Source organism: Qipengyuania flavescens (assembly GCF_029688735.1).
GTDB lineage: Bacteria > Pseudomonadota > Alphaproteobacteria > Sphingomonadales > Sphingomonadaceae > Qipengyuania.
Map to the genome: position 1 here is coordinate 97,585 of NZ_JARULD010000003.1, position 26,042 is coordinate 123,626.

Below are 26,042 nucleotides of genomic sequence, written 5' to 3' on the forward strand. Positions count from 1 at the left end.
GGGTTCTGTGTCGCTTCCCGCAAATAATCTTCATCACCTTCATCCCTTTCACGGTGACGCATGGTGTGGTTCCACACACTCACGGAAAGGACGCGAAGACGCTCCGTCCGGCTGAACCAAAGGCGATGACCTCGAAGGGCTGCACCCGGTCTCCTGCCTCCATGCCGGGAGATCCCAGCGGCATTCCCGGAACCGCGAGGCCGGCAACGCCGGCGGGCCGTTCGCGCAAAAGCTTGGCGACGGCTTCTGCAGGCACGTGACCTTCGATGATGTATCCATCGACCTCCATCGTATGGCATGACCATAACTCTTGGGGTACGCCCCGCGCGGTCTTGATCGCCGCCATGTCGTTGCTGTCGACCGATGCCACCTTCGTGTTCATCCCGTCTTCGACATGGCCTGCCCAGTTGAGACAGCACCCACATCCTGGATCCCGGAACATCGTATAGGTCGCTGCCTGAGCCACGTTCGAACAGGCTGCCAGCACGAGCAAGGCCGCGCTGCTAATCGATCGCCGGAACAGGGCAGGCTTTTTCAAATTCATTGTGCAATTCCTTTCTTGTATCCGCGCCATAGCGAGATCGTCCCGGTTGCCGTCGGGAACCGTTGGAGCAGGCATGGCTCGGTGAAGATTTCGGCGAACAGTTTTTCGACTTCGCCGTCGGCGCTGGGCTGCGTGTCGCTTATACCGTCAAGAGACTGGACGGTCGCCCGGAAGAGGCTCCGCATGAGTGGGCTATCCTGCTTCATATAATCGGAGATCAACACGGTTCCGCCTGGCACGAGCAAGCTTTCGATGGTTTCCAGGATTGTCTGCTTCTTGCGCAAGGGGACCTGGTGCAGGACGAGGCTGCTGACGATCTTGTTCGGCTGCCACCCTGCGGGTAGCTTGAGGCTTTCGAGAAAGCCATTGTGCCATTTCACGAGATCGGCTCCCGCGCCAAACTTGCGCCGCGCAAGCGCGAGCGCATCCGGGTCGGGTTCGACACCGATCAGACCCGCTTCCGGACAATCCGTCATCAAGGCCTTGAGAAGAGTGCCGGTTCCGCTGCCAACATCGATCACCCGGTCGCCGGGGACAAGGTGCAGCTCTTCGACAATCCTTTGGCGCCAGAGATGTTCGCGGGTGAACAGACCGATCGCCCGGTCGTAAAGCGGCGTCAGAAAGCTCTTGCCAAGAAGAGGCGTAAATTCGCCGTGATCTTCAGGTGCGGTGATATTGTTCACGAGCTGGTTCCCATTCATCCCGGGTTCGACCCGATTCTGACAGACCCGTCTCGGTTACGTATGGCGCTGGACATTCCCTCAAAAAAAGAAGTTTAAGGGATTGTGCAGGCGAGCGCGTATAGGACACGTGCAACCCACAGGAGTTTTCGGATGCGTGACAATCACTCTCTTGATGCGGTGCTCGGAACGCTTTCCACCACCGCCGCCAACGAGGTCCCAGCCGACTTCATGGATGGCGTTTGGCAGCGCGCCGGACAGCTTGGCGAAATCGCCGACCGACGCCGCCGGACGGCCCTTTTCGTCGGTCTGTTCGTCGTCGGGCTTGGAGCTGGCGCCGGAACGAGCGGTTGGCCCGGCGGCTATGGCACGTCTTCCGCGTCATTTGGCGAGGGTCTTATCCTCGGCGAACAGCTGTCCCCATCGGCGCTCCTCCATGTGGAGCAATAGGGTTTGAAGACGACGCATATCGTTCTCGCGGTGCTTCTCGCAGCACTTGCAGGATGCCTCGGCGCGATTGCCGCGGATCGCTGGGCCAATCACGAGGCCGGCTCCGGCCTCCACGATTTCGTGCACGACGAGCTCACCCTGACGGCCGACCAGGAGCAGCGTCTCGATGCGCTCGAGGCCCGTTTCGCTGTCGAAAGGGCACGGCTCGAAGGATCGGCGCGCGCAGCCAATGCCCGGCTCGCCCAGGCGATGGAAAACGAGCATGAATACGGCCCCGAGGTCTCGGCCGCGATCGACGAGGTGCATGCACGCATGGGCGATCTGCAGAAGGCAACAGTGCGCCATGTCTTCGACATGCGTGAAATTCTCGAACCCGAGCAGCAACGCCAGTTCGACCGCAAGGTCTCCGACGCCCTGACCCGCGACCCGCGCGACTGAAGCGCCATGTCGGGGGCGGGCGACAATCCGGATGAGGCCCTTGTTTCGCAGGCGAGGGCTGGAAACAAGCGGGCTTTCAGCCAACTCGTCGAGCATGAAACCGGTCGGCTTCTCGCGCTTGCGACACGCATGCTTTCCTCTCCTTCTCAGGCCGAGGACGTTGTTCAGGACAGCCTCGCTTCGGTGTGGCTGACGCGCCATCGGCTCGATCCGGACAAGCCGATCGGACCCTATCTGACAACCGTCGTCCTCAACCGCTGCCGGGACCGTTTGCGCAGGCGCAAGGTCGCGGGCTTTTTCGGACTGTCGGGTGATGACGGACTCCATTCCATCGCCGACGATTTGCCGGGTCCTGAAGCGTTGGCCGTTTCCAGGGAAGAGCTCAATCTCGTTCAGGCCGAGATCGCACGAATGCCCGTAAGGCTGCGCGAAGCCCTCGTGCTCGTGACCATCGAGGGGCGTAGCCAGGCCGAGGCAGCCGATCTTCTCGGAACGACCGAAAAGGCGATCGAAACCCGCGTATACCGCGCGCGCAACAGGCTGAAGGAGCGCTTCGAAAAACTTTGAGGGGTTGGCTGGGCGCGCGCGTAAGTAACGGTAAACGCCACGTCAGGAGCCCTTTATGATCGCCGTCAATCGACGCAAGTTTCTCGGAGCCGGAGCAGGAGGAATGGGTCTGCTCGGCCTTGCCGGGGCGATGCCTGCCTGGGCACGGGGCGCGGACATCCTCGCAGGTAACGCCCGCAAGGGGCTGGACGAGATATCCGGCCCCAATATCGACCTCACCGTTGCCCGATCGGCCTTCGCGACCGGCAACAGGCGCGGCGGCGCGATCGCCGTCAATGGCACTATTCCTGGTCCGCTGTTGCGATTGCAGGAAGGCACGACCGTCCGGCTCAATGTCCATAACCAGCTCGAGGAAGATACCTCGATCCACTGGCACGGTCTGCTCGTGCCGTTTCAGCTCGATGGAGTGCCCGGCGTGAGCTTCCCCGGCGTCAAACCGGGAGAGACCTTCACCGCCGAGTTTCCGGTTCGCCAGTCGGGTACCTACTGGTGGCACTCGCATAGCGGCCTGCAGGAGCAGGCCGGGCATTACGGCGCGATCGTGGTCGACCCCGCCGGACCCGATCCGGTCCAGGCCGACCGCGAATATATCGTGGTGCTGAGCGAATTCAGCGAAATGTCGCCCCACACGATTTTCGACAAGCTCAAGAAGGGCGAAGGCTACTTCAACTACAACCAGAACACCTGGACCGACGATTACCCGCTTTCGGGCGAGGATCGCCGGATGTGGGCGAAAATGCGCATGATGCCGACGGACATCCTCGACGTGTCGAGCGCGGCTTATACCTATCTTCTGAACGGCCATGGCCCGCTCGACAATCTGGAATACCTCTTCCGCCCGGGCGAACGCGTGCGGCTGCGCTTCATCAATGCCGGCGCCATGACCTTCTTCAATATTCGCATTCCCGGCCTGCCGATGACCATCGTTCAGGCGGACGGGCAGAACGTCGAGCCGGTGGAGGTCGACGAGTTCCAGATCGGTGTGGCCGAGACATACGACGTCGTCGTGACGCCGGGCGCGCAACAAGCCTACACGCTGGTCGCGGAGTCGATGGACCGCTCGGGCATGGGTATTGCCACACTCGCGAGCGCACCCGGCGCTCGCGCCGCCATTCCGCCGCTGCGCGATCCGCCGCTTCTGACCATGGCCGACATGGGCATGAGCGGCATGGACCACGGCTCGTCTGGCGATGCCGGCATGTCGGGCATGGACCACGGAAGTGGCGGCGACATGGCGGGGATGGATCATGGTTCGTCCGGCCAATCCGAGATGGCAGGCATGGCCGGCATGTCGGGGATGCAGATGCGCGACACGTCGCTTCTGCCGCCCGATGTGAAGGTCGGGCCCGGTCTCGACATGGTCTCGATGAACCCGGTCGACCGCATGGGCGATCCCGGCATCGGTCTCGCCGATGTGCCGCATCGTACGCTCGACTATCGCAAGCTGCGCGCTCTGACTCCACACCGCGAGGGCCGCACGCCGTCCCGGCGAATGGAAATTCATCTGACCGGCAATATGGAGCGCTACATGTGGTCGTTCGACGGCAAGAAGTTCTCCGCCGTCTCAGACGAGCCGATCCGTTTCGCCTATAACGAGCGCGTGCGCGTGAAGCTCGTCAACGACACGATGATGGCGCACCCCATTCACTTGCACGGTCATTTCTTCGAGCTGGTCAATGGCGCGCCGGCCGATCGTCAACCGCTCAAGCACACGGTAATCCTGCAGCCGGGTGGCAGCGCGCAGTTCGACCTGACGGCGGACGAGCCGGGCGACTGGGCCTTCCACTGTCACCTTCTCTACCACATGCATGCCGGGATGTTTCAGATCGTCACGGTCGCCAATCCCGACGGGAGCGAAGCATGAAAATTCGTATTGTCAGCCTGCTCGCATCGGTCGCAGCCGGCTCAGTTCTCGCCTTCCCCGCGGCGGCGCAGCATGCCGGTCATTCGCCGGCGGAGCCGCAGCAAAGCGCCGAGGCGCAGGCTGACGCGAAGACGAAGTGCGAGGAAGAAGCCGAGCGCCATCGCGCGATGGGGCATCCGGTTGCAGATGGAGCATGCGAACCGGCTGCTCAACCTGAAGCCGCCATGGACCGCTCGCAGATGGATCACTCAACCATGGATCATGGTGCGATGACCGCTCAGGATGGCCATTCTGGCATGACAATGCCTGTGGACGCTGCCCGTCCACAGGCATCGCCCGAAAGTCATGAAGGAATGGATCACGGCTCGATGCCGCAGGGCAAGCCCGGCGAAGGCGCGATGGATCATTCGCAGATGAATCACGGCGAGATGGGTCAGGCGGAGGCCAGTTCGTCGATGGACCATGGGCAGATGGATCACAGCCAGATGAACCATGGGGAGACGCCTTCGCAGGACAGGCAGGGCATGGACCATTCGGCGATGCAGATGGGCTCGGACGATGATATCCCGCTGCTGCCGCCTCCTCCAGAAGCAGGGAGCGGCCCAGCGCGCGCGGCGGTCGCCATCTGGGGCGAGGAAGCCATGAACGAAGCGCGCCGCGAGCTTGTCCGCGAGACCGACGGAGGAATGCGCTTCTGGTTTCAGGGCGACCGGCTCGAGTACCGCGCCCGCGAGGGGAAGGATGGATATCTGTGGGACATCCAGGGATATTATGGCGGCGACATCGACAAATTCTGGTTCAAGTCCGAGGGTGAGGGCAGCTTCGGCGAACCCATAGAAGGCGCCGAGGTCCAGGCGCTCTGGAGCCGCGCCATTGCGCCCTTCTTCGATTTCCAGGCGGGTGTTCGCCAGGACCTGACCGGTCCGGAACGCACGCACGCGGTTATCGGTATCCAAGGGATCGCGCCTTACCAGTTCGAGGTCGATGCCGCGGCCTTCGTCTCCACCAAGGGCGATGTGACGGCGCGTTTTGAGGGCGAACTTGATCAGCGCATCACGCAGCGGCTGATCCTTCAACCGCGTGCCGAAATCGCACTTTCCGCTCAGGATATTCCCGAACTCGGCATTGGCGCTGGCCTCGACCGGATCGAGGCAGGTCTGCGTCTTCGCTACGAGTTCGCACGCGAATTCGCGCCCTATGTCGGCGTTTCCCAGGAATGGCGCATCGGCGACAGCGCGGATTTTGCGCGGGCCGCCGGAGAGGATCCGAGCGTCACCAATTATGTCGTCGGTGTGCGATTCTGGTTCTGAAATCTCAAAAAGGATAGAACTTCCATGACCAAGACTTTGACACGCATCGCGGCGACTGCGCTTGTTGCCACGCTGATACCGCTGCCAGCCTTCGCGCAGCAGATGGACCACTCTTCCCATGCGAACCATCAGATGCACGCGATGGACGCTTCGGCGGACGATGTCGCGGGCGCTGAAGAAACCCTCAAGGCCTATCGCACCGCTCTTGAAGCGCGCGACGCGCAGGCAATGCGCGCGCTCTTCGCCGAGGACTCGGCGATCTTCGAGAATGGCAAGGCCGAAGGAAGCTTTGCCAATTACATGGAGCACCATTTGGGCCCCGAGCTCGACGCGATTGTGAGCTTCACCTTTACCGACCCCACGCTGACCGTCACCCGGATGGGGCACATGGCCCATGCCTATGAGACGTATGGCTATCGCATCGAACTTAGCGATGGCCGGGTGATCGAGCGCGACGGCGTGGCGACATCGGTGCTTGCTCACGATGCGGACGGGTGGAGAATCGTCCAGTACCATTCCTCGTCGCGCGCGCCGCGCAACTGATTACGGCTTTCGAAGAGGTAGCACCGGTTGGCAACGCCGTCGCTGAAGCTGCGCCTGCATGTGCTCGGCAGCAAGATCCACAAATGGCTGGCGATTTTCGTCGGTGTCCAGGTTCTCTTGTGGATGGGAACCGGCGCCCTCATGTCGTTTCTCGACCTGGAAGAAGTTCGCTCCGAACATGTCGTTTCGCGTGAACAAGAGGCGCTGCCCGCCGATGCCCCGCTCCCGGCCTGGGTCGCAAACGACGGTACTCTTGCAGCGGTAACGACACGTTCGCTCGACGGCGATGCCGTGACCGAGGTCCGCAAGGTTGACGGTAGCGTGAGCCTCCACGATCCGGTGACTGGGCGTAAACTCTCCCCCATCTCGGCGGCAACGGCAAAATCCATCGCCTTGCGCGCATGGACCGGGCCGCGCACGACCATCGAGGCCGCACGGATCGTCGATGACCCCATCGGAACCGAGTTTCGCGGCCCTTTTCCGGCCTGGCAGGTCACCTATGCTGACGAGGCTTCGACGCGCATCTACATCGATGCCGCCAGCGGCACGCTCGGGGCGGCGCGCAGCGATACATGGCGCCTGTTCGATTTCATCTGGGGCCTCCACATCATGGACTGGACCGAGCGCGACCGCATCAACAGTTGGTGGCTGCTGCTGTTCGGCATTGGCGGCACGATCATAGCCCTGTCGGGTTTCGTCCTGCTGGCGAACCGGATGCCGAGGCTGCGCCGCCGCGCAAAGAAGAGCAAGCTCGCCTGAGCCCATGGGGCTTATTCGCGTGGGCGAACGCCTTACCCTCGTTCGCCAGGCCGAACGCGGCCAGGAGCCGAATGCGTTCGACGATCGCGATGATGCCGCCAGCAAGCGTGACCACCCGGGCGCACTTCAGTCGCGCTGAACTATCAAATTAATGCGAGGGGCACGCGGCTGCCGTGCGTATCAGGCACATAGGTCGCACTTTAACTGCAGGGTCGGGAGACATACGAGACATGAAAGCCCCCTCATTTCTGGCGCTGCTCGCCGCAAGCCTGCTCTTCGTCGGACCCGTTCAGGCTCATGGCGACGAAAAGCACGGCGAAGAGGCGAGCGCCGCGCCTGCTGCCACCAATGGCGATGTGCACGACCAGGCGGCCATGGCGCAGATGGGCGAGACTGCGGATGCTGGCGAGTCCTCCGGCGCGCACGATGAAGCGGGCGCAGCCCATGACGAGGCCGGTGGCCATGCGGATGAGAGCGAAACCGGCGTCATGGCCGTACTGAAAAAGCTGCATCCGGCAACGATCCACTTCCCGATCGCCTTGTTTTTCATGGCTGCGGCCACCGAATTGTTCGTGATGCGCCGGAAAGGAGCGGGCCTGGAAAGTGCGGTGCGCGTACTCGTCTACGGCGGAGCAATCGGCGCAGTCGTCGCAGTTCTGTTCGGATGGATTCACACCGGTCTGTGGTTCGGCGGCGATACTGTCATGCAAGTCCATCGATGGACCGGTATGCTGATCGCGGTTCTCGGTATTGCGATGGCATACCTCGCGAGCAGGCCGAGCCAGAGCCGCGCATGGTTGCGCGCGTCGATCTTCTCCATGGCGGCACTCGTTCTCATCCAGGGGTTCCTTGGCGGCGAGCTCGCGCACGGACCGGACCATCTTGGCGTTTCGTGTCTCTGAAGGAGTTGAATAACATGCGAATTCTGAAATCGAACACCGCGATAGCATTTCTCGCGACCGCGCCATTGACGTTCGCTCTCGCCGCTTGTGACCAAGCGCAGGAGAGCACACCGGCTGCTGAGGTTTCGCCTATGGGCGGAACTGCGGTGATGCCTGGCACGGCACCCGAGGCGGGTCTTGCAGACCCGGCAACCTCTCCCTCCGAAAATGAGGCAGCGGCCGCACGTCAGGACGCTCTTTCGACAGGCGATGCTGCCGCGCCCGCGTCTCGGCGAGCTGCCTCTCCGGTACCACGTGCAACTGCCACATCCGCCGCGCCGGCACCGCGCGCGCAACCCGAGAGCGAGGCGACCCCGCCCGCCGATCCCCATGCCGGCCATGACATGTCCTCGATGGCCGATCACGACATGGAAGGCATGTAATCCGGCGCATGGCCCATCAGTCAGGATAGTCAGGAGAAATCGTCTGCAAGCAATCGTGACGAAAATCCGGACATCAGAAAAGGACGGCCCCGCCTCCCCCCGAAGCCCTGCGGGTCGCAGGTGCCCATGGGGCCGTTCTGGAACCCCGCGTGAAGACCAAGGACCGTAAGATTCGCCACGACGGAGCGTCCCACGACTACTCGTTTGCACGTAAGCTCGACGATCGTCTTCAAGGGCGGGATTACGAGCTTTCGATCAATGTAATTACGCCCTTCCACGAGCATAGCGGCAATGCTGAGGCGCTGCGGATGGCCAGCATGTCAAGCGACGAACTGGTGATCCTGGTCAAGGCAGACGACCGCTTCGCCCGTGACCTGGTGATGTACAAGCAGACTGAGAAGTATGTCCGTCAGACTAGGGCGACCGCCCCTCAGGCCTCAATCGAACGGATCATTAGTGAGAAGGGGCAGCAGAACGCGAACCGCTACAGGGATCTTTCAACTCGGGCGAGAACTCTGATCGCGGAAGCGCAGTTGTACGTTCGCGGAGAAGAGCTGGATTTGCGCGGCGAAGATCCGCAAGCTAGGGTCCGGCGCGCATTCCAGACGCTGATCGACAAGGTCTACACCAATCTGCCGATGCTGCGCGGCGCGACCTATGCCGAGACTGATATCGGACGCTTCCTGAGGCAGACCAATGAGGGTGCCCTGATTTCGGGAGGCAGTAACCTGACCGAGGCCGAGCAGGAAGTTCTCAACTTTGCGCAAGGCAATGTTCGCACCGGTGTTCGCACTTCGGTCAAGGCGATCGTCGAGAAGTTCGAGGTCAAGCCCTATGGCTGGCCCAACGCTGCGATACTCTGCACGGTCGCCAGCCTCTTCGCTCATGGCAAATTAGAAGCCCGATCAGATGGTGCTCCGCTGGAAGGCGATGCGCTGGAGAAGGCGCTCAAGAACGCGCATGCTCTGGCGAACATCGTGCTCGATCTGCAGGTTGAGTTCACGGCCAATCAGGTCCGGTCCCTCAGGGAATTCTATGCCGAGATGTTCGATAGCCAGCCTGTCGCGTCCGAGGCGAAGGGTTTGGGTAGCTCTTCACGCGCGGCAATGACCCAGTTGGCGAGCTCGACAAGCGGCGCGATATCGACCGGCCGACCCTGTTCACGGCGCTCACCGGTGGCAGGTTCGAATTCGAGCGCGCCCATGCCTCGGCGACCAGTGTAACAAAGGCGCTCGACCGGATCGAAGCTGTCGGCTGTGCGGCCCTGCTCGGCAAGCCAGCGGTTGATGAGGGCGTTGCCAAACTTGTCGGGCAGGCTGTCGGCCAGCATGCCCGGCAGCCCTTTGAAGGTCTCGTAATTCAGCGCGGGAAAATCGTAGACGCCGCTTCGTAAGGGCATTGTCAGCGGGGCGACTTCGATACCGCTGCGGCTGAATTCCGGAGTGTATTCGAAAACCCCGACATCGCGATCCTCATCCCACAGGACGGCGCCGATCTGACGACCCCAGAGATTGACTACGGCACGCGTCATGGGGCCTCGTCACCCCAGCTCCATTCCTCGCCAGCCTCGCCTTCAGAAGACTTGCGCACCCTTTGCCGCGCCTTGCCGTTGTCGGACCGGGGATCGAGCGGGCTCAGCTTGGCGTCCGGCATGACATCCAGAAGGCGGTCTTCAATTTCAAGTGCACGCATTATCCTGGCAAGGCTATCGATGGTTCCGCCATTGCCGGCTTCCAGGCGGGCGAGCGTTGAACGCGAGATGCCCGCCATTTCCGCAAGTTCGGCCTGCTTGAGATTGCGTGATATGCGATACGCTTCGATCTGCTTCCCGAGGTCGGATAGCAGCACCGAGAGAGGGCGCAGATCTGGTGAATCATAATGTGGCATTATCGAGACATTATCTCCAATATGGAGCGTTGTGTAGCGATTTTGCGTCTTTACATGAAGGCGCTTAATGTGTCAATATCGAGACGTAAATTGGCTTATCAACGATAATGCATCAAATTTGCTACTTTATGTAGGTCGGAGTGATGAAAATGAAAGACGAGAAAGGTCACAACGAGAGTGACTGGAAGGGCCTACGAGAGATCGACCGCGCCATCTCTGAAAATCGCCTCACGTCATACTCTTGGAAGAAGGCCTGGGCCGATCGATGGGCTCGAGCAGTGATCCTCGCCGCTGCGTTCATTTTAATCGGTTTCGTCGTCTTTGTGATTGTGCAGGACGTGATCCTGTAATCACCTATTGCCCCACTCCTTCACCTCATCAGCCGCTTCCTCGCTTGCACCTGTGGCGCCCTGCGTTTGGCGGTCCAGGTAACCTCGAACGGTACCAATCCTTCCACGACCCTGCTGGCGAACCCGTTCGACCTCATCCGTGATGTCAGATCGATCAGGAGCATCGGGCATTGAGGGACCACCCGCAGAACCTACAGCTCCCCTAGCTCGCACCTGCCCCGCACTACCGATCCCCGGGCGGCTGACAGGAGCGAAGTCCGGCAATGAAAGGTCGGCTTCGATGTCGTCCTGCAGCCGATCGGCATAGCTTTCGACAAACCGCGATTGCAGCTGTTGGCCGCGCGCGCTCATCTGGAACTCGATGTCGTCGAAGCGCACCGGCCCGTAATAGTCGCGATTGGCTTCGATCTCGGCCATGCCCCATTCGCGATAAGCCTGGCTCAGGTTCAGCGTGCCTGCGGCACTGTTGGCCTCGTACCAGCTGGCTTGGTTCTCGAGGCGGCTGGCCATCTCTTCGGCCCGACGCGCCTCTCGCGTGTAGCTTTCGGCTTCGGTCAGCGATCGGCTGAGACCCGACGAGCTGGTCGATACCTGCGATACCGAGCTCGAGCTCGTCTCGCGCAGAAAGCCTTCACGCGTGTTCGACCAGTTGCGACTGTCGGAAAGCTGGCGCAGCGTTCCCATGATCCTGCCGCGGTCTTCCGAAGCGATTCCGATATCGCTGTCTGTCCATGACTGGTTGCGGCCACCTCTGGCCTTGGCACCCACTTGAGCTACGCCAACATTGGCTCCAGCCCCACCACTTACCTCGCCATTGAGGAACCATGAGATCGTAATGTCGTCGGAGGCGCGCCGGGAAAGGCCGAACTGCTGCTGGAGCGTCCTTGAGGCATTGTCGACTTCGCTGAATGCCGTGCCGATGCTGTCGTTCGTGCCGACGCCGCTGACTGTGTCGGAGCTCTGACCCTGGCTGTAGGCGTTGCGGATCTCGCTGAACCGGGTGAGCGCAGAGCTCGTCGATTGCTGGGCGAGGTTGGCATAGGTCTCGCTCTGCGTTCGGCTCTGGCTAGCCATCGTTCCGAGGCGTCCGGTGAAGTCCTGCCCCAGCGTCGGTGTGAACGGATAGCTTGAATTCGGGACAGCAGCGAACTCGCCATCGGGGAAGCTGGTAGTCTGCGTGCCGCTATCGCTGAAACCACGCGTTTGTGCCGCGCCATAGGCGATGTTGGGTGCCAGATTGCCCTGCGCAAACTGGCGGGAAAACACCGTCGAATTGTCGATGTTCGAGTTGCCTAGTGAGACATTGCCGGTGCTCGCTTCGCGCGAGGCTTCCTCGGCCGCGTTCTGACTTGGGTTGAGATAACTCGTTGCCTGGCCCGAAATCGCCAGCGCACCACGTGCCACCCCGCCGGCAAGGAAAGGGATCGAGGCGACAAGATAGCCCGCCAGGATGCCGATATCGCTGTTGACGTCGCTCATGCCGGCAAAGGTCGCGAGGCTGAGGCCCGTGCTGCCGCCAGCGGCGGCGACATCGCCCGCGCCTTTGAACATCAGGATCATGTGCAGGATGACGAAGAGCGGTCCCCACGCCGCAAGGTAGAAGAAGCCGGTGACGTAGCCTCTCAATGCAATGGGTCCGGTCCGCGGCACCAGGAACAGCGGGAACAGGACAGGGAACAGCGCGTAGAACACCACTGTCAGCACGACATTGAGGATCGGGACCCATTTCATCGCGTTGTGCGCGATCGAGGAATAGGTCCGCTCGGTCTGAATATCTGCCCGGGTCTGCGCGAAGACGTCGATACTGCCCGTGCCGCTCGCCCCGGCAAAGCCGTGCATAGCCTGGTTCATGGCATTGATCGTCAGCACCTGGCGGAAGATGTCGCTCGCGCTGCGCGAGATGCCGGTGAGATACTGATAGGCAATCGGGAGGTCGGCCATGAGCTTGGCCTTGGCGAGCGCTTCGGTCTGGCGCGGATAGAGCTGACGCCCCGCAATAAGCGTCATATCGTCAATGAGGCTCGCCCACTGACCCGACAGCGCGGTGTAGGCTTCACGGCAGGTGATGATCGAGGCCGTCACGCTGTCGTCGGCCTGCCGGGTCAGGAATTTTTGCGCGCGCGCCGCGCTGCCCGGTGCGATCGTCGCCCAGATATCGTCGCTTTCGGACAGCTCCTTCATCGAGTAGCGGCCGAGAAGCAGATCGTAGAACACGCATTGCCGGACATGCTCATCGAAGTTCGCAGCAAACTCCGGATCGGAAATGCGCAAGCTGCGCGTCGATTCAAGCAGCCGCGCGCCATAGATCATGCCGTTCCTCGAGTAGTTGAGGTCGTCGGGTAGGCCGAAGACAAGCTCGGCAGAGCGGGTCAGATAGTCCCCCGCCTGGCTGGTGAAGCTTGCCATCAGGGCGAGCCCGAGCGGGACATTGGCCACCGTTGCCGGTGCAAGGCTGGGATTGACCCGGTCGGTCACATGGACGTCCATGCGCGGCACCATCAAGCACATGTAGATAAGCGTCGCGCCGAGGAACCAGTTGAGCCAGGCACGCCAGTCCTGGTTGAACGCGACCACTATGACCGCGAGCACCATGCCCATGACCAGCGCGACCTGAATGAGGCTCTTGTAGCCGCCCGCACCGGTCCAGGCGGCAACGGCGTTGAGGACGTTGACGATGTACTCGCCGCCGCCGACCGTGAAAATCTCGACCATGCTGCCTGACCCTTATGGAACGATGGAGCGGGACTGCATCCCGCGCGACCAGTCGAGCGCGGCCGCCATCGACGGTGACATCGAGGCAGCGAGCATGTTCTCGATCATCGCCGTCTTTTCGATGATCTGCATGATCGCCGAGACCCGCGCCTGTCCGGTCGCTTGCCGCTGGGCGAGGCTCGATCGCACCTCGGCAACCTGAGCGCGCCAAATCGCAAGCTTCGCTTCATCGGCCGCGATGAAACTCGCCATCGAGCGTCCAGCCTCTGCGGTGATGCGCTCGAGAATGGCATAGAGGAGATCGATGCTGGCAATCTCGGCCAGCGTGTCGCGGTCGTCGGTGGCCATCCCGCGACCATAGGCCGCCTGTACGGTGAGGATCTTATAGAGCGGCACCGATGCCACCTGGAGCAATTCCTTTTCCTCGTTGCCGATCGCTGTGTCGCTGCGGATGGCCTCGACCATGCTGCCGATGAGCCGGGCAACGCGCGGCCGGATGGCCTTTGCGCTCGTGAGGCTCATCTGCTGGAAAGTGGGGTTGAGGCACTGGTCGGGCTCGTCGCACTGAAACACCCGCACCGACTGGCCCTGTGTCCCGTCGAGCAGCGCGGTCACCAGCGTAGAAGAGGCATCGCCCGCGAAAGGCACGAACTTGCCCGGTTCGTCGTCGCGGGGCGGCACGTAGATCACCGTGCCGATGAGCGTCATCGCATACTCGGCAAGATCGCGGTCGAAAGTGCCACCGGGGTTGAAGAAGGCGCTCTGCTTGAGGACATGCCAGGTGTAATTGCGCGGCACACCGGGATTGACGTCGGCATAATCGGCGCCGGCGCCCTCGTTGGTCGAGGCGCGCTGGCCCCTGGTGCCGCAACCATGCTTGGCCGCGGCATAGTCGGTGAAGATGCCTTCGGAATTGCCGATCGCTTCGCAGATCGCCTTGTCGGCGAGATCGCCCTTGGGCCAGACGCCGCCGACCAGCCCCTGCGCCATCTCGCAGGAGTTGATCGAGAGATTGTTCATGAGCTGCGCCTTCTGGCTGAACTCCTGCATGATCTTGTTGCACTCGGGGCAGACGGTATCGATCGCCAGACTAAAGGCGAACCCCACCGCATTGTTCGCGACGGCCTTCAAGAGCGCGACCATCTCGCTCGCGTTGATGAAGGAGAAGGACCCGGCGAAGATATCGATACCGCCGCAACCAGCGCGGGCACGCGGCAGCTGGAGATTGGCGATGTTGGCCGTCTTTTGCGGGAAGCGCGTCCAGACATTGCCGAGGCTGTAATAGCCCGCCGACTGTCCTTCGAATGCGCTCGGCCCGGTGACATTGGCCGCCGCGCCCATGTCGTCCATGAAGCGGTCCATGCTGTCGCCGACGTTTGCGCCGACGGGGGACGCGACCATGCTGGCGGCAGCTATGGTGAGCGCCGCATTGCGGATGCTAGTAATCATGTCCGGCTTTCGTCAGGGGTCGTCGTGACGGTGGTCGCCGTGGCGATGCGGTAGGGCGTTTGTCCTGCGACCTGTTCGTCGCAGGTCAGCTCGGTAAGCGGATCACCGGGCTCGGTGCACCACTTGCGGCCGCCGGACCATCCCCACTGCAAGCAAGGACCGTCCCGGTGTCCGGTCACCTGGCAAAGAGCGCCCGAAAATTCTTCGCAATCCGGCTCACCTGACAGGTTGAAGCTACCCAATGGGCTGCAAAGATAATGATACTGCGGTCGCTGGCTGACCGCGGCGACGAGCGGCACCGTGCATTGGCCCACCGACTGATCGATCCATGTGCCCGTATTGCAGGTTGCAGTATATGTGCCTGCCGACCCCGAACCAGGCGGCAGCGGAACGCACGATCCCTGGCTGCCCGAAATTGCCATGCCGCTGGTGTAGTCCAGCGGCGTCTCATTGATCCTGAGGCTGCGGGCGATCACGTCCTCGATCTCGTCCGGCTCGAACCGAGCGCGATTGGCCATGCTGTCGCGGATGGTGCGCATCGGGGTGCTGGTCGTCGCCGCGCTGCGGGCGCGGGCCTCGATCTGGTCGGGATCGCGCGCAAGATCCTGCAGGTTGCGCGTCGCTTGCGGATCGAAATTGGGAATGCGCGCCGCGTCGGGATTGGTCGTTGCGGCATCGCGCGCTTCGCCCAGCAGCTCGGTGGCAAAGTCCTTGCCGTCGGCCCTTGCCGCATCGCGGGTCTGAGCGTGAATGGAAGCCGCGCTTGTGAGGGCGAGAAGTGCGGCAAGGAGATGGGCGAGGGTTCTGCCGGTCATGGCCGTTCCTCCCTGGAGAGCTGGCGCAGATGGAGACGGGCAAGCTCGGCGCCCGGACCCTTGCCCGAGGCAAAGGTCTCGAGGACTTCGCTTACGCTGATATTGCCGGCGATACGGTCGTGCGGCGGCACCTCGCTGGTGCAATCGAACCCGTCGCAGGGACTGAACTCGGTGCTCAGCATGACGAAGCTCGGTGCGGCCTCGATGTTGAAGGCGCGGAACAGCCGCGGATCGATGCCGAGCGAACCGGCTGCGTCTCGGGTGCTCCAGATGGCGGCGAGCCGCTTCTTGAACGCCTCGCTGTTTCCTTGCGGGAAACCGCGCAGCACGGTGACGCCTCCCGCCCTGGTCATGTCGTGCACCAGTGCTTTCAGCGCTTCGGGCGGCATCGACAGGCTGGCAAAGGCAATGAAGCGCGGGGCTCCCCCGAGTGATGCCTTCTCGGCGGCAGCTTGCCCCGCGATCATCGCGTCGAAGTCGAGGACGGCGTCAGTCTCGATCGCCTTGATGCTGTCTGCGTAGGCCGTGCGATTGGCCTGCGCTTGCGTTTGGATAGCCTGCGCGTCCTCGGTCAACGCTTCGGCGCGTTGGCGAACATTGGTGCTGAGCGCCTGCGCATCGTCGGCGTGTTCGGCCGCTCGCTCGCGGATCGCTTCGAGGTCGATGCCTTCGGGCGCGCTCTGGGCGAGACCGAGGCCACCGAGGGTGACGGCAAGGCCGACGGGCAAAAGGAGGAGGTGCTTGTTCATAGCGCGCAGCAGTTCCGCTTGCGCCAGACGAGGTATCCCATGTCTTCGCCGATGGCGGGGATGACCTGTCCTGCGACTTGAAAGGTGGTGGAGGCGCCGATGGGCGGGCAGGCATAACGGCCCGAGGTCGCCGGGTTGGGGTTGGTGGCCTGGAAGCGGTATTGCTGCTTGCGCATCACCGGCATGAGATATTTGCCGCACAGGCCCTTGGACCCCATCGTCCCCCACGAGACGAGTTCGCGGTGAAGCTTGTAGGCAAAGCGCGAGAGCACGAGGCGCGAGGCCTGGACGTGGCCTATGCTGGCCGAGACATTGCCGTTCATCGGATACATCGATCCCTGGCAGCCCGCGCACCAGAACATCTCGTCGATCGGCAGCTTCGCGGTCGAGGCGACGCAGTCGGCCGCACAGGCGGCGAGCGCCAGCGGGTTGGCGAAGAGCACGGCTTCAGGGTTGATGATCGCGGTGAGCTCGGAATCCTGCCACAGCGGATCGATCTCGGAGATGTAGAGGATATCGATCGAGCCCGATTCCAGGCACAGGAAATCGGCGACGATCTCCATCCAGTAGATCAGCGGATAGGCATACCAGTGGACATGCCAGCTCGAATAATACTGGCTCGCACCGCCCACTGCCGATGGACCCGAGATCGAGCGGAAGCCGATATCGAAGCCCGGATCGAGTTTCATGCCGCCAAGGTTCACGAAGCACCACGGCTTCATGCTGACATCGGCAAGCCGAACGGGCTCCCAGAAGCCCATCGCGATCCCCGGCCTCAGACCGCACAGGCACACCGGCAGATCGGGGTTATCGGGATCGGGCCGGCTCGACGGCCAGATGTCAAGCCCGCCGATGGAGATCGGGAACAGGCAAGACCAGCAGATGTCGGTGATCGGGTTGACGAAGCTGCCGGTGCAGCGTCCCGGACCGGCATCGGCCATGGCGGGCGTTGCGGTCGCTAGACCAAGAATGGCGGCCAGCATGAGCGCCAGCTTTCTTAAGTGCGTCATTGGGCTGTCCTCCTTTTCGGTGGCAGCGCGATTTCGCTAATCTCGAGCAGGCGGCCCTGCTGGCGCACGCGTGCGGGCACCGACCTGATCCCGAACCTTTCCGTGAGTTTGCCACCCTGGTCGAAATAGAAGCGGCGCTGGCGAGCCTTCATCAGCTCGAGCGGCGCGCCCTTCACCAGGATCAGCTTCGCATTGGCGTCCTGCTTGAGCGCCCAGGCGAGCTGGTCGGGATCGTCGCCGTCGAGGAACAGGAGATCGGCGCGAAGGCCGACGCTGTCGAGCGGATTGACCCTCGTGCCAGCGGCATGGATCAGCTCGCCTTTTGCCCCGCGGATATCGGCAGCGAGCGTGATCGTCGGATCGAATTGCCACCGCCGGGCTTCGCTGGCCCGGACGATCCCCGCGACGGGGTCGGGCCGGTTCACCCGCGCGATCGTGCGGCGCTTCAGGTCTTCATTGAGCCGCGCGGTCTCACCTGAACGTTCCATCTGCGTCAGGCGCGAATGGATCTGCTCGAGGAGGTCGCGTTCGATCACGGGAAACACCGTGCCGCGCTGGCCATAGTCGCGCGCCAGCACCTCGGCAGGGCAGAGCAGGACTGCAAGCAGGGCCGCAGGGAGGATGAGCTTGCTCACAGGATCGCCCTCCCGCTGCCGAGGATCTGGCCGCGGCAGACGAAACCGATCTCGGCGTAGCGGCTGTCGAGGCCGCGGGGATGGCTGGTCCCGGTGTAGAAGCAGCCGTCGGGGATCGGGCCTTCGGGGCCTTTGTGAAGCGCAATGCCGAGACGGGTCTCATCGAGCCGCGCGGCGATCTTGCGACCGTTGATGAAGACCTCGTGACCACGGTGGCTCACGACATCGCGCGGCACACCCAGCACCCGTTTGCCGAAGAGCTGCGCGCCTTTTCCGAAATGCATTTCGACGAGCCTGCTTGCGGGCGGCTCGAAGAAGATCAGGCTGCCGCGCTCGATCCGCGCGTGCTTGTCGAGCCAGAAGGCCCAGTTGGGCAAGCTCGGGCTGGCATTGATGAGGAAGGCATGGTCTTTGGCGAAGGCGTCGATTGCGCCCCATCCGAGTGGCAATAACACCAGCGCGGTCAGGACAAACGGCCGTTTGATCGTGCGGACGACGCGAGCGGCAAACTGCGTCACTGATGGCCTCCCTGCTCAAGCTGGCGGGCGATCCGTGCGCGCAGTTCGTCGGTGGCATCGGGGGCATCGCCCGCGAGCACCGCTTCGCCGACCAGCACCACGCGGCCGTCGGTCCCCATTTCTGCAACGGCACGCTCGGACGCCTGGAGGAAGGCGAGCACGCGCGCCTGACTGGCTTCGGGATCCTGCTCTGCTCGCGCTTCGGCATCGACGAAAGCCGCGATGGTTTCGCCAAGCCGGACGGTGACGATCTGCTGGCGCGGCTCGGACAGCGCGCGGCTGACCCAGGCCGTCCAGAGCAGCGCGGCCACGAGCGCGAGCACGCCAAGAATTCTGAGCAAAAGCGGGCGATTGAGGGATGGTAATCTGCGTGTGTCAGTCACGGTTTGTCTCCCGGGCCGGATGGTTGTCGAGATCGGCCGCGAGCCGCTTCAGGAAGCGCGGCATGCGAAACAGCGTCACCGCACCGGTCAGCACGAGGAAGCAGCTCTTGAGGTCCTGGCTGAACAGGCTGCGGCGCAACCCGTCGGCTTCGAGGTAGCGGTCCGACAGATTGGCGAGCTGGGTGAAGAGGCCGCCAAGGTCCCAGCCCGCAACGAACAGGAACAGCGCGAGCGGCAATCCCAGCACGATCAGCAGCGAAGTCGCGGCAAAGCGCGCGGTCTCGATGAGGACGAAGCAGGTCCCTTGCAGGAACGGCAGCAGGCTGCGGAGGTTTGCCGGAGGGGTCCGGCCGGCAAGATGCGAGACCATCATTGTCCGCCTCCCGCTACGATCCGGATGGCATCGGCGAGGCTGTGCCCACGCCGCTCGCAGTCCTGGATCGCGGCATAGGTGTCGGGATCGGAGGAGTAGATCGTCGCCGAGAAGGGATCGAGCACGAGCCGGCCGACCGCCTCGGTCTCGGGACCCTTGATGAAGACCTCGCTGTACTCGGTCCCCGAACGCTTGAGGCTGCGGATCAGCGTCTCGGTGCGGTCGTCCATGTCGAGCCGCGCATTCGCCCTGAAATCGGCGATCGTCTCGGCCTTCTGCTGGAGCACCAGCATCCAGTCGCTGTTTTCCAGGGCAGCGCGCGCGCCATCGGACTTGTAGTAGTCGTTCAAGGACTGGGTCGCGGTCGCGAGCGCGCCGCCGTACTTGCGCGCGGTGCGGGCATAGGTCTCGACGAACTCGCCCATCGACCCGCCCTTGAGCATGGCCCAGGCCTCGTCGATCAGCAGCAGTTTCTTGGTCGCTCGCGATGAGCGCGTCATTGCCTGGCTGGTCATGAACATGATCGCCGAAAGGACGACGCTGCGCAGTTCCTCGCGGGACGCGAGATCGCTCATCTCGAAGACGGTGAAATCATCGTCGAGCGCGAAGCTCGCCTTGCCTGCAAAGAACCCGCCATAGCTACCGCCGCGGCAGAAGGGCGCGATCGCGGTGGCGAGATCGCGGCCCGCCTCGCTTTCCGATCCATGGAGCGCGTGCGCGACATCGTCGACCGATGCACCGCTCCCCAGTGTCTCCCAGGTCGCAGTCACCGCCCGGTCAATCAGTCCGCGTTCGGTATCGCTCGGCGCGGTGCCGGGTCGCGCCATCTGGCCGATGATCGCCTTGATCATGGCAAAGCAGTCGAGGCGGTAATCCTCGTCTTCGTGCGCGCGGGCATCGTCGACCATCGAGAATGGGTTCAGGGAAAAGCCCGAGGCGAGCGTGAACTCGACGAAGCGTCCGCCCTGCAGTTTGACCGAATGCTCGAAGCTGCGCCCGTCGTCGATCACCACGACCTTGGCGCCCGCGCCGCGCAGGGCAGCGCAGAGCTCCTGCAGCAGCACCGACTTGCCCGAGCCCGACTTGCCGCAGATCGCGATATTGTGATTGCCGGCAGTGTTTTCGAACGGCGACCACCAGAAAGGCTGGCCGCGCCGACCGACGAGCAGGAGGTGCGGAATCACGCCGCCGAGATATTCTCCCTGCATCGGCGCGATATGCGCCGCCGTCGTCGAGAGCATGGTCTTGAGGCGTTTGAGCCGCGCCATATCATCGGCGAGGCCATCGGCAAGGCTCAGGGGAAAGGCAGCGACGAGGCCCTGCAGCTGGAGGAAGCGCTCGTCTGCCAAATCCCAGCCCGCTGCCTTGTAGATCGCCTTGATGATGCGTTCGTGCGCGTCGCCCTGGCCGAGCGGCGAGATGCTGGTGAGCCCGTAGAACAGCTTCACGAGCTTCTTGCCGGCCTGGAGTTCTGCCTGAACGTGGCGCCATTCTGCCGACTGTTCGGCGAGTTTGGGGAGAAAGCGCGCGCTCTTGGTCTGGCTGAGGCTGGTTGTGCGCATGAACTTGAAGCCCGCGCGCGCCGATGCGGCTTCCTGGTCGGGGTAGACGAGGCACAGCATGGTTGCCGTCGGACAGGGGAAGCGCAGCTTGTCGGTGAACATGTCGCCGATGAGCCGCGCGCATTCCCAGGGCGCCCAGCGCTCAGGGGTAGAGCGCACGGCATAGTGGCGCACGTCGAAATGGTCGGGATAGCATTCGCCGACTTCGGGATTGCCCTCCTCGTCGCGGCCCGTCTCGCGGAAGCGCTCGGTCCTGAGGATCAGGCGATCGTCGCCGACCTCGAGTTCGATGTCGCGGCGGATCGCCTGGACATCGAGCGTATCGTGCGGGTTCCACGCATGGATGTCGGTCTCGTGCGCGGTGGTCGGCGAGGTAAGCTCGTCGATGAGCGCCAGCAGCCCGCCCGGGCGCAGCTCTTGCGCGAAGAGGCCGAGCGAATGGAGCATGCCCATCAGCCCTTCGCGGCATTCGGAGAGTTCGGCATCGGTTACGCTGCCGGGCACCGGCACACCGAGCGAGACGATCAGCCGGACGTTGCGGGCGTGGAAGGGCGCATGCGCCGAGCCCGAAGTCCAGACGAGATCGTAAAGGCGCCTGGTGCGCGCCCTGGCGATCGCCTCGTAGATGCCGCCCTGCTCGTAGCGCGGAGCGAACCAGGGGCCGACCACGCTGCCGATCCGCGGGGATGCGAAGTTCAGGACCTGGAGGCAGGCACCCTGCGGCAGGCCTTCGGAGAAGAACTGGCCGAGGATCTCGCCGGTCCGTTCGTCGGCACCGATCAGCGGGGTGACTTCGAGCACGAAGCCTTTCGAGCGGGCGTTGCGGTAGAGCTTCGCCCCCTCGTCATAGACCCGGTAGGGCAGCCAGTCCGAAAGCATGTCGAGCCCGAAATGCGCCTGCGGCTTCTCAGGCCGAGCCGTGTCGGCAAACAGGCCTCGCGAGAGTGCGTCGCGCGCGGCAGCAAGGGATAGCGTCACCGGCTCTCTCCTTCGGTCATGTCAGGGTGGGGGACCGGCTCGCGGGGAGGGGGAAACGAGCCAGGTCCCCCGGGTTCCGGCGCGTCAGCGCCGGGCATCGCCGGAACGGGCTGCGAGGGGATGAACAGCTGTTCCGGCAATGTGTCTGTTGGTTGGAAATCGGGTGTGGGGTTGACCTCGCGTGTCGCGGCAATAGTCGATGCCAGCGAGCGCAGGACTTCGCGGCGGCCCTGCGGCGCGCGCCAGCCTGTCCCTGCCTGTTCGGGCAGCGTCAGGTGAACGACGCGCGCCTCATGGTCGCGGCCCGCCGCGTCACGGTAGGGCGTCAACACGATCTGCAGGCGGCGAACCGCTTCGCCTGTCGGGGTCACCGTCCGATGCGCGCCAGACGTGTCGGCCTTCTCGATGCCGGTCGCCCCGGCATCGATCGTGGAGGTCGGCGCACAGGTCCCTTCGGGAGCACGGCAGGCAAAGCTGCCTTTCACATTGCCGCCAAGGCTGGCGCAGCCACTGGCCAAGAGGAGCGGCGCAGCGAGCACCACGGCGCGAAGGATCGGAAGCCGGCTCATTGCGCCACTCCCTTGCCTTCGGCGACGAAGCGGCGGATCGCCGCGGCATCGCGGTAGCCATGGAGCACCGCCCCATCGCGGGCGCGCACGATGACCGGAGTTCCGGCAAACCCGTTGGCCTTTGCGAAGGCTTCGTTGGCATCGAGTGCCTTGGCGTCCTTGCAGGTCTTGGCACTCGCCGGAGCCTGGCCGGCGTAGGCCGCATGGAGCGCCTTTGCCGGATCCTTGGCACACAGCACGGCCTCGGAAATCTTGCGGCTCGCCGCGCCAAAGATCGAGATCGGTCGCTCTTCGACATGGACCTTGGCCTTGGCGAGTTCAGCGGTCAGGCGTTGGCAGTAGCCGCACTGGAAATCCGAGAAGACGACCAGGCGTTCGCCCTTGGGGTTGCCCCAGTGGATCGCGCCGGCAACCGGAAGCGACGAGAGGTCGACATGGCTGGCGGCCGCCTGGACAGGCGCTTCGTCGCGTCCCGCCGGCGCATCGCTGGCTACGCGTGCCGCACCGGCCGTGAGCAGGTCGGGATTGAGTTCGAGCAGGCGGGCGGCGGTCACGTCGCGCCGCTCTTCCATGTCGTAGAGACGGCCCACGAAGAGATAGCGGGCGGTCTCGTCGATGTAGAACAGCGTGTCGCCCGAGACGACTTCGCACCAGGGGCCCAGCGTGTCGCAGCTGATCGCATCGATCGGGGTCTTGGGCAGCCGCAGTTTCAGTGCCTGCGCGACATCGCTCGCCATGCCCGCAGCGCTCGCAGGCATCGCAGTGACGGCAGAGACGCCGAGCGTCAGCACGGCGGCGGCGCTCGAGAGGGCAAGGGCAAGGTGGGCGGCGCGGGCCTTCAGGCTTGGCGGCGAGTCATTGTAGATCATTTGGAGGGGCTCCTGACGTGGACGCCGTCGAGAAAGACGATCTCGACCTCGATGCCGGTCGGCATCTCGACGACGGGTTGGTATTGTTCGGCGCGTTCGATGAGGTATCGGCTGACGGTGTCGGCGGCTTCGCCGGCACCCTGGCCAAAGCCACCGGCGAGGATGTCGGTCGGCGACAGCGCCTCGCGCTGACCGTTGGCGCCGACCTGGCCGGTGAAGATGCCGTTGGCGTTGGCGGAAAATCCGCGCCCGAAGCCGCCAACGATCCCGGCCAGCAGCGCTTGGCTGACAAGGCTGCCTTCGCGGCTGACCACGCGGCCACGCACACCCGACTTTCCGGCAAAGGAGATGAACCCCTTGACCTCGCTGACCGCGAAGCGGCCACCGGGCTGCGCGCAGGTCATGCGCACCAGCTTGACGTAGACCTTCTCGGCCGAGAGATCGCCGCGCGCCGCGCCATTGACGAGGCAGCCGGTAATGTCGGTGGTGAGCAGTTTGTTGCCGCGCATGACCGAGCGGGCCGGTCCGGTGATCCGGAGCACCACGGGAAGCGGATCGCTCTGGCTGGCAACGCCGGTCGAGGCGTCGACGCCCACGATGACCGTTGCCGGTGCGTAGCTGTTAGGCGGCAGGTAATCGCGGCTCGCTTCGAGCAGCAAGGCTGGCGCAGTCTCTGCCGCACGCGGCTTGCCGTCCTTGCCCGTCTCCGCGCCGAAACTCATCAGGTTGAGCTGCCCGCCCTGCGCCTCTGGCCCTCCTTGCGGTGGCTGGACAGCCCCGCCGGTGCCGACGCCGGGACCATAGGCCGGTGGTGGCGGCAGCGGCGGCGCGGCGGCCGGCACCTTCGCAGCGTCGCTAAGCTGTGACCGCAGATTAGCGTTCTCGGCCGAGATCGCGTCGATCGCCGCCTGGCCGTCGGAGCGCATCTGGGCGTTCTCGCTGCGCAGGGCTTCGAGCTCCTGCTCGATTTCGGGGCGCGGCAGCTGGGCTTGCTGCAGATCCTTGATCGCGCGGCCCTGTGCATCGAGCCGGTTACCGTAGCTAGCGACGAACTCGCGCTGCGAGAGGTTGCGATTGACGAGGCCGCCGGTGTCGATCGTCGCCGCACCATTGGCATCACTGCCGTCCTCGCCGCCATCGCTGCCAAAGATGAACATCCCGCCGCCGATGAGCGCGATGGCCCCGATCCCGGCGAGCAGCATCTTCTGGCGCTGCGCGATCTGCGAATTGAGGTTGCGCCGTCCGCTTTCGCGCGCTTCCGGCGAGCCCGGCAGGGGCCTCTTTTCGGCGTCCTTCTGTGTTGCCTCGGCCATCAGTCGAGCCCTCCCTTGGCAAAGACAAGGAAGGCACTGGTCGCTTCACCGGGAGCGAGTGCATCGCGGCCATAGGCAAAGGCGATCGCGCCTGCGGGACCCTCACGCTCGGAGCCAAGCGCAAGGCTATCTTGGCCGAGGTTGCGTACGAGGAAGCGCTTTCCGGTAAGTTCATCGCCCTGGTATTCGACGACCAGCTGGACCTCGATCCCGCCGGTACGGCGCGGAGCCGAAAGTTCGGCGCGAGCGGTGAACCCGGGCAGGACGGCATCGCTCGCCATCGCCTCGATCAGGCGGATCGCGGCGTCCTCGGGTCCGGTCTCGGTCTCCCATTCGGTAGCCGCTGCTTTTGCGAGCGCGGGATTGGTGATGAAAAGCTGGGTCGCTTCCTCGCCGCCAAGGCGGCAGGCGAATTTGTAGACGTAGCCCGCCTTGCTGGTGGCGAAGAAGCTGACCCGGGCGGCGGCAAATTGCGGGGGCACGGAGATATAGATGTCTCCGCGCACCGGCTCGTGCGTCACCTGGAAGTCGTTGTAGGGAAAGCCGCTCGCGATCTTCGAGACATTGGCAAAGCCGTCATCGATGAGCGCAATCCGGGTGAGTTCGCCGCGTGCGAGTTCGCAGTCGATGGTCGCGTTGTCGGCGGCCTCGACGAACTGGTCGGCATGCGCAGGGATAGGGGCGAGCGCGAAGGCGAGTACGGCGAGGCCGGTCAGCTTGATTCCGGGATCGGGGCGCCTTGTCGCGCCGATCGCGAACCAGGCAAGGCCGGTTCCGGCAAGCGCGGCAGCGAGGGGAGATGGGAGAAGGCTCATTGGCCGGGTTCCTCCTTGTCGGTGGGAAGTTGCTCGAAGCCGGCGAGCGCGAGGCTGAGGCCACGCTTCGACCAGCGGAAACGGAAGGAGCGCCGCTGGCTCGCGATCACCTGCGCGCCGACAAAGGTCTTGAGCGTGCCGGTGACGGTCGAGGTCAGAGCCTTGGGATCGACGTGCATTTCTGCGATCACGAAGGCCTGGCTGATGTCCGAGCCGCGCTGTTCCTCGACGATCCGGACGAGCTCGGCCTTGAGGCGGCCGTGCGCGGCGGGATCGGCGAGCTTCAGGATGTTCGCCATCCAGTAGTCGAGGCTTTCCGGTGCCCGGTTGAGGAGCATCAGCGCCGTGTCGCGGGTGACGAGCTCGAGATAGGGCGCGTCGATCCCGCCGCTCGAGACGGTGATCCGCTCGGCGGTAATCGGCACCAGCACGACCTGCTCATCGCGGGTCACCGCGGCGCCGAGGCTGACCAGCGTGGTGAGGCCAAGGACACCTGCCAGCACGGCAAAGCGGTTGCGTTGCCGCAGGTAGGTCTGCGCCTGTTCGTGCGCGAATTCTGCTCGCATGGTTCGCCTC

General features: G+C 63.7%; 30 protein-coding genes and 1 pseudogene. 12 read left to right on the plus strand and 19 right to left on the minus strand.

Features of this window, described 5'->3' with window-relative positions; genetic code table 11:
* Positions 1–79: 79 nt before the first annotated feature.
* Positions 80–544, minus strand: coding sequence for a DUF411 domain-containing protein (locus P8R33_RS10270; RefSeq protein ID WP_160673288.1), 465 nt, complete (start codon positions 542–544; stop codon positions 80–82).
* Complete coding sequence (locus P8R33_RS10275; protein ID WP_229660409.1) at positions 541–1,227, minus strand: class I SAM-dependent methyltransferase; 687 nt, start codon at positions 1,225–1,227, stop codon at positions 541–543. The genes P8R33_RS10270 and P8R33_RS10275 overlap by 4 nt, the downstream gene beginning before the upstream one ends.
* A gap of 150 nt (positions 1,228–1,377) precedes the next feature.
* On the opposite strand from P8R33_RS10275, the gene P8R33_RS10280 reads away from it, so the two are divergent.
* The 11 genes from P8R33_RS10280 (at position 1,378) to P8R33_RS14815 (ending at position 9,702) form a co-directional block, all read left to right on the plus strand.
* Positions 1,378–1,674: a hypothetical protein gene (locus P8R33_RS10280; RefSeq protein WP_066761572.1), complete on the plus strand. Its 297-nt coding sequence runs from the start codon at positions 1,378–1,380 to the stop codon at positions 1,672–1,674.
* 3 nt (positions 1,675–1,677) lie between these two features.
* Positions 1,678–2,112, plus strand: a complete 435-nt coding sequence (locus P8R33_RS10285; protein ID WP_008603940.1) for a Spy/CpxP family protein refolding chaperone — start codon at positions 1,678–1,680, stop codon at positions 2,110–2,112.
* 6 nt (positions 2,113–2,118) lie between these two features.
* Positions 2,119–2,679: an RNA polymerase sigma factor gene (locus P8R33_RS10290; protein WP_278328895.1), complete on the plus strand. Its 561-nt coding sequence runs from the start codon at positions 2,119–2,121 to the stop codon at positions 2,677–2,679.
* Between the two features lie 55 nt (positions 2,680–2,734).
* Entirely contained in the window at positions 2,735–4,543 is a 1,809-nt protein-coding gene (locus P8R33_RS10295; protein WP_054522842.1) for a copper resistance system multicopper oxidase, read from the plus strand.
* Positions 4,540–5,853: a copper resistance protein B gene (locus P8R33_RS10300; protein ID WP_278328896.1), complete on the plus strand. Its 1,314-nt coding sequence runs from the start codon at positions 4,540–4,542 to the stop codon at positions 5,851–5,853. The genes P8R33_RS10295 and P8R33_RS10300 overlap by 4 nt, the downstream gene beginning before the upstream one ends.
* A 24-nt stretch (positions 5,854–5,877) precedes the next feature.
* A complete protein-coding gene (locus tag P8R33_RS10305; protein WP_009823989.1) occupies positions 5,878–6,396 on the plus strand; it encodes a YybH family protein in 519 nt (172 codons plus the stop codon).
* A gap of 27 nt (positions 6,397–6,423) precedes the next feature.
* Positions 6,424–7,155: a PepSY domain-containing protein gene (locus P8R33_RS10310; protein ID WP_009823988.1), complete on the plus strand. Its 732-nt coding sequence runs from the start codon at positions 6,424–6,426 to the stop codon at positions 7,153–7,155.
* A gap of 4 nt (positions 7,156–7,159) precedes the next feature.
* Positions 7,160–7,294 carry a hypothetical protein gene (locus tag P8R33_RS10315; RefSeq protein WP_267900630.1) on the plus strand — a complete coding sequence of 45 codons (135 nt, stop codon included), beginning with the start codon at positions 7,160–7,162 and terminating at the stop codon, positions 7,292–7,294.
* Between the two features lie 91 nt (positions 7,295–7,385).
* A complete protein-coding gene (locus P8R33_RS10320) occupies positions 7,386–8,057 on the plus strand; it encodes a DUF2231 domain-containing protein (RefSeq protein WP_278328897.1) in 672 nt (223 codons plus the stop codon).
* Between the two features lie 149 nt (positions 8,058–8,206).
* Positions 8,207–8,479 carry a hypothetical protein gene (locus P8R33_RS10325; RefSeq protein ID WP_278328898.1) on the plus strand — a complete coding sequence of 91 codons (273 nt, stop codon included), beginning with the start codon at positions 8,207–8,209 and terminating at the stop codon, positions 8,477–8,479.
* Positions 8,480–8,628: 149 nt separating this feature from the next.
* The gene (locus tag P8R33_RS14815; protein ID WP_446532509.1) at positions 8,629–9,702 is read left to right on the plus strand and encodes a hypothetical protein; all 1,074 of its coding nucleotides are present in this window, start codon (positions 8,629–8,631) and stop codon (positions 9,700–9,702) included.
* Between the two features lie 23 nt (positions 9,703–9,725).
* Here the strand turns inward: P8R33_RS14815 and P8R33_RS14820 are convergent.
* Positions 9,726–10,010 (minus strand): annotated as a pseudogene (locus P8R33_RS14820) (HipA N-terminal domain-containing protein); the annotation flags it as partial.
* A complete protein-coding gene (locus P8R33_RS10335) occupies positions 10,007–10,327 on the minus strand; it encodes a helix-turn-helix domain-containing protein (RefSeq protein WP_278328900.1) in 321 nt (106 codons plus the stop codon). The pseudogene P8R33_RS14820 and the gene P8R33_RS10335, both read right to left, overlap by 4 nt.
* Before the next feature lie 188 nt (positions 10,328–10,515).
* On the opposite strand from P8R33_RS10335, the gene P8R33_RS10340 reads away from it, so the two are divergent.
* Positions 10,516–10,716, plus strand: coding sequence for a hypothetical protein (locus P8R33_RS10340; RefSeq protein ID WP_278328901.1), 201 nt, complete (start codon positions 10,516–10,518; stop codon positions 10,714–10,716).
* Here the strand turns inward: P8R33_RS10340 and P8R33_RS10345 are convergent, their stop codons facing one another.
* Genes P8R33_RS10345 through P8R33_RS10415 form a run of 15 tightly spaced genes read right to left on the minus strand, consistent with a single transcriptional unit; the run spans position 10,717 to position 26,032 of the window.
* The gene (locus tag P8R33_RS10345; protein WP_278328902.1) at positions 10,717–13,428 is read right to left on the minus strand and encodes a conjugal transfer protein TraG N-terminal domain-containing protein; all 2,712 of its coding nucleotides are present in this window, start codon (positions 13,426–13,428) and stop codon (positions 10,717–10,719) included. It abuts the gene before it with no gap.
* 12 nt (positions 13,429–13,440) lie between these two features.
* On the minus strand, positions 13,441–14,877 hold the full coding sequence (locus tag P8R33_RS10350) for a conjugal transfer protein TraH (RefSeq protein WP_278328903.1): 1,437 nt from the start codon (positions 14,875–14,877) through the stop codon (positions 13,441–13,443).
* A complete protein-coding gene (locus P8R33_RS10355; RefSeq protein ID WP_278328904.1) occupies positions 14,874–15,692 on the minus strand; it encodes a hypothetical protein in 819 nt (272 codons plus the stop codon). Before P8R33_RS10355 ends, P8R33_RS10350 begins: the two co-directional genes overlap by 4 nt.
* Positions 15,689–16,441 (minus strand): type-F conjugative transfer system pilin assembly protein TrbC, encoded by a 753-nt coding sequence (gene trbC, locus P8R33_RS10360; RefSeq protein ID WP_278328905.1) that lies wholly within the window; start codon positions 16,439–16,441, stop codon positions 15,689–15,691. The genes P8R33_RS10355 and trbC overlap by 4 nt, the downstream gene beginning before the upstream one ends.
* Positions 16,438–17,451: a conjugal transfer pilus assembly protein TraU gene (gene traU / locus P8R33_RS10365; protein WP_278328906.1), complete on the minus strand. Its 1,014-nt coding sequence runs from the start codon at positions 17,449–17,451 to the stop codon at positions 16,438–16,440. Before traU ends, trbC begins: the two co-directional genes overlap by 4 nt.
* Positions 17,448–18,086 (minus strand): type-F conjugative transfer system protein TraW, encoded by a 639-nt coding sequence (gene traW, locus P8R33_RS10370; RefSeq protein WP_278328907.1) that lies wholly within the window; start codon positions 18,084–18,086, stop codon positions 17,448–17,450. Before traW ends, traU begins: the two co-directional genes overlap by 4 nt.
* Positions 18,083–18,604, minus strand: a complete 522-nt coding sequence (locus P8R33_RS10375; protein WP_278328908.1) for a S26 family signal peptidase — start codon at positions 18,602–18,604, stop codon at positions 18,083–18,085. Before P8R33_RS10375 ends, traW begins: the two co-directional genes overlap by 4 nt.
* Entirely contained in the window at positions 18,601–18,987 is a 387-nt protein-coding gene (locus P8R33_RS10380; RefSeq protein WP_278328909.1) for a type-F conjugative transfer system protein TrbI, read from the minus strand. The genes P8R33_RS10375 and P8R33_RS10380 overlap by 4 nt, the downstream gene beginning before the upstream one ends.
* Positions 18,980–19,360, minus strand: a complete 381-nt coding sequence (locus P8R33_RS10385) for a hypothetical protein (RefSeq protein WP_278328910.1) — start codon at positions 19,358–19,360, stop codon at positions 18,980–18,982. Before P8R33_RS10385 ends, P8R33_RS10380 begins: the two co-directional genes overlap by 8 nt.
* The gene (gene traC / locus P8R33_RS10390) at positions 19,357–21,900 is read right to left on the minus strand and encodes a type IV secretion system protein TraC (protein WP_278328911.1); all 2,544 of its coding nucleotides are present in this window, start codon (positions 21,898–21,900) and stop codon (positions 19,357–19,359) included. The genes P8R33_RS10385 and traC overlap by 4 nt, the downstream gene beginning before the upstream one ends.
* Positions 21,897–22,469 carry a hypothetical protein gene (locus P8R33_RS10395; protein WP_278328912.1) on the minus strand — a complete coding sequence of 191 codons (573 nt, stop codon included), beginning with the start codon at positions 22,467–22,469 and terminating at the stop codon, positions 21,897–21,899. The genes traC and P8R33_RS10395 overlap by 4 nt, the downstream gene beginning before the upstream one ends.
* Positions 22,466–23,338: a DsbC family protein gene (locus tag P8R33_RS10400; RefSeq protein WP_278328913.1), complete on the minus strand. Its 873-nt coding sequence runs from the start codon at positions 23,336–23,338 to the stop codon at positions 22,466–22,468. Before P8R33_RS10400 ends, P8R33_RS10395 begins: the two co-directional genes overlap by 4 nt.
* Complete coding sequence (locus P8R33_RS10405) at positions 23,335–24,651, minus strand: TraB/VirB10 family protein (RefSeq protein WP_278328914.1); 1,317 nt, start codon at positions 24,649–24,651, stop codon at positions 23,335–23,337. Before P8R33_RS10405 ends, P8R33_RS10400 begins: the two co-directional genes overlap by 4 nt.
* On the minus strand, positions 24,651–25,466 hold the full coding sequence (locus tag P8R33_RS10410) for a type-F conjugative transfer system secretin TraK (RefSeq protein WP_278328915.1): 816 nt from the start codon (positions 25,464–25,466) through the stop codon (positions 24,651–24,653). The genes P8R33_RS10405 and P8R33_RS10410 overlap by 1 nt, the downstream gene beginning before the upstream one ends.
* Positions 25,463–26,032, minus strand: a complete 570-nt coding sequence (locus P8R33_RS10415; protein WP_278328916.1) for a type IV conjugative transfer system protein TraE — start codon at positions 26,030–26,032, stop codon at positions 25,463–25,465. The genes P8R33_RS10410 and P8R33_RS10415 overlap by 4 nt, the downstream gene beginning before the upstream one ends.
* Positions 26,033–26,042 lie beyond the last annotated feature (10 nt).

Coding starts and splice junctions, on each gene's coding strand:
- P8R33_RS10270 (WP_160673288.1), bottom strand. CDS start 544: ATGAATTTGAAAAAGCCTGCCCTGTTCCGGCGATCGATTAGCAGCGCG.
- P8R33_RS10280 (WP_066761572.1), top strand. CDS start 1,378: ATGCGTGACAATCACTCTCTTGATGCGGTGCTCGGAACGCTTTCCACC.
- P8R33_RS10290 (WP_278328895.1), top strand. CDS start 2,119: ATGTCGGGGGCGGGCGACAATCCGGATGAGGCCCTTGTTTCGCAGGCG.
- P8R33_RS10295 (WP_054522842.1), top strand. CDS start 2,735: ATGATCGCCGTCAATCGACGCAAGTTTCTCGGAGCCGGAGCAGGAGGA.
- P8R33_RS10300 (WP_278328896.1), top strand. CDS start 4,540: ATGAAAATTCGTATTGTCAGCCTGCTCGCATCGGTCGCAGCCGGCTCA.
- P8R33_RS10305 (WP_009823989.1), top strand. CDS start 5,878: ATGACCAAGACTTTGACACGCATCGCGGCGACTGCGCTTGTTGCCACG.
- P8R33_RS10315 (WP_267900630.1), top strand. CDS start 7,160: ATGGGGCTTATTCGCGTGGGCGAACGCCTTACCCTCGTTCGCCAGGCC.
- P8R33_RS10320 (WP_278328897.1), top strand. CDS start 7,386: ATGAAAGCCCCCTCATTTCTGGCGCTGCTCGCCGCAAGCCTGCTCTTC.
- P8R33_RS10325 (WP_278328898.1), top strand. CDS start 8,207: ATGCCTGGCACGGCACCCGAGGCGGGTCTTGCAGACCCGGCAACCTCT.
- P8R33_RS10340 (WP_278328901.1), top strand. CDS start 10,516: ATGAAAGACGAGAAAGGTCACAACGAGAGTGACTGGAAGGGCCTACGA.
- P8R33_RS10345 (WP_278328902.1), bottom strand. CDS start 13,428: ATGGTCGAGATTTTCACGGTCGGCGGCGGCGAGTACATCGTCAACGTC.
- P8R33_RS10350 (WP_278328903.1), bottom strand. CDS start 14,877: ATGATTACTAGCATCCGCAATGCGGCGCTCACCATAGCTGCCGCCAGC.
- P8R33_RS10355 (WP_278328904.1), bottom strand. CDS start 15,692: ATGACCGGCAGAACCCTCGCCCATCTCCTTGCCGCACTTCTCGCCCTC.
- trbC (WP_278328905.1), bottom strand. CDS start 16,441: ATGAACAAGCACCTCCTCCTTTTGCCCGTCGGCCTTGCCGTCACCCTC.
- traU (WP_278328906.1), bottom strand. CDS start 17,451: ATGACGCACTTAAGAAAGCTGGCGCTCATGCTGGCCGCCATTCTTGGT.
- P8R33_RS10385 (WP_278328910.1), bottom strand. CDS start 19,360: ATGATGGTCTCGCATCTTGCCGGCCGGACCCCTCCGGCAAACCTCCGC.
- P8R33_RS10395 (WP_278328912.1), bottom strand. CDS start 22,469: ATGAGCCGGCTTCCGATCCTTCGCGCCGTGGTGCTCGCTGCGCCGCTC.
- P8R33_RS10400 (WP_278328913.1), bottom strand. CDS start 23,338: ATGATCTACAATGACTCGCCGCCAAGCCTGAAGGCCCGCGCCGCCCAC.
- P8R33_RS10405 (WP_278328914.1), bottom strand. CDS start 24,651: ATGGCCGAGGCAACACAGAAGGACGCCGAAAAGAGGCCCCTGCCGGGC.
- P8R33_RS10410 (WP_278328915.1), bottom strand. CDS start 25,466: ATGAGCCTTCTCCCATCTCCCCTCGCTGCCGCGCTTGCCGGAACCGGC.
- P8R33_RS10415 (WP_278328916.1), bottom strand. CDS start 26,032: ATGCGAGCAGAATTCGCGCACGAACAGGCGCAGACCTACCTGCGGCAA.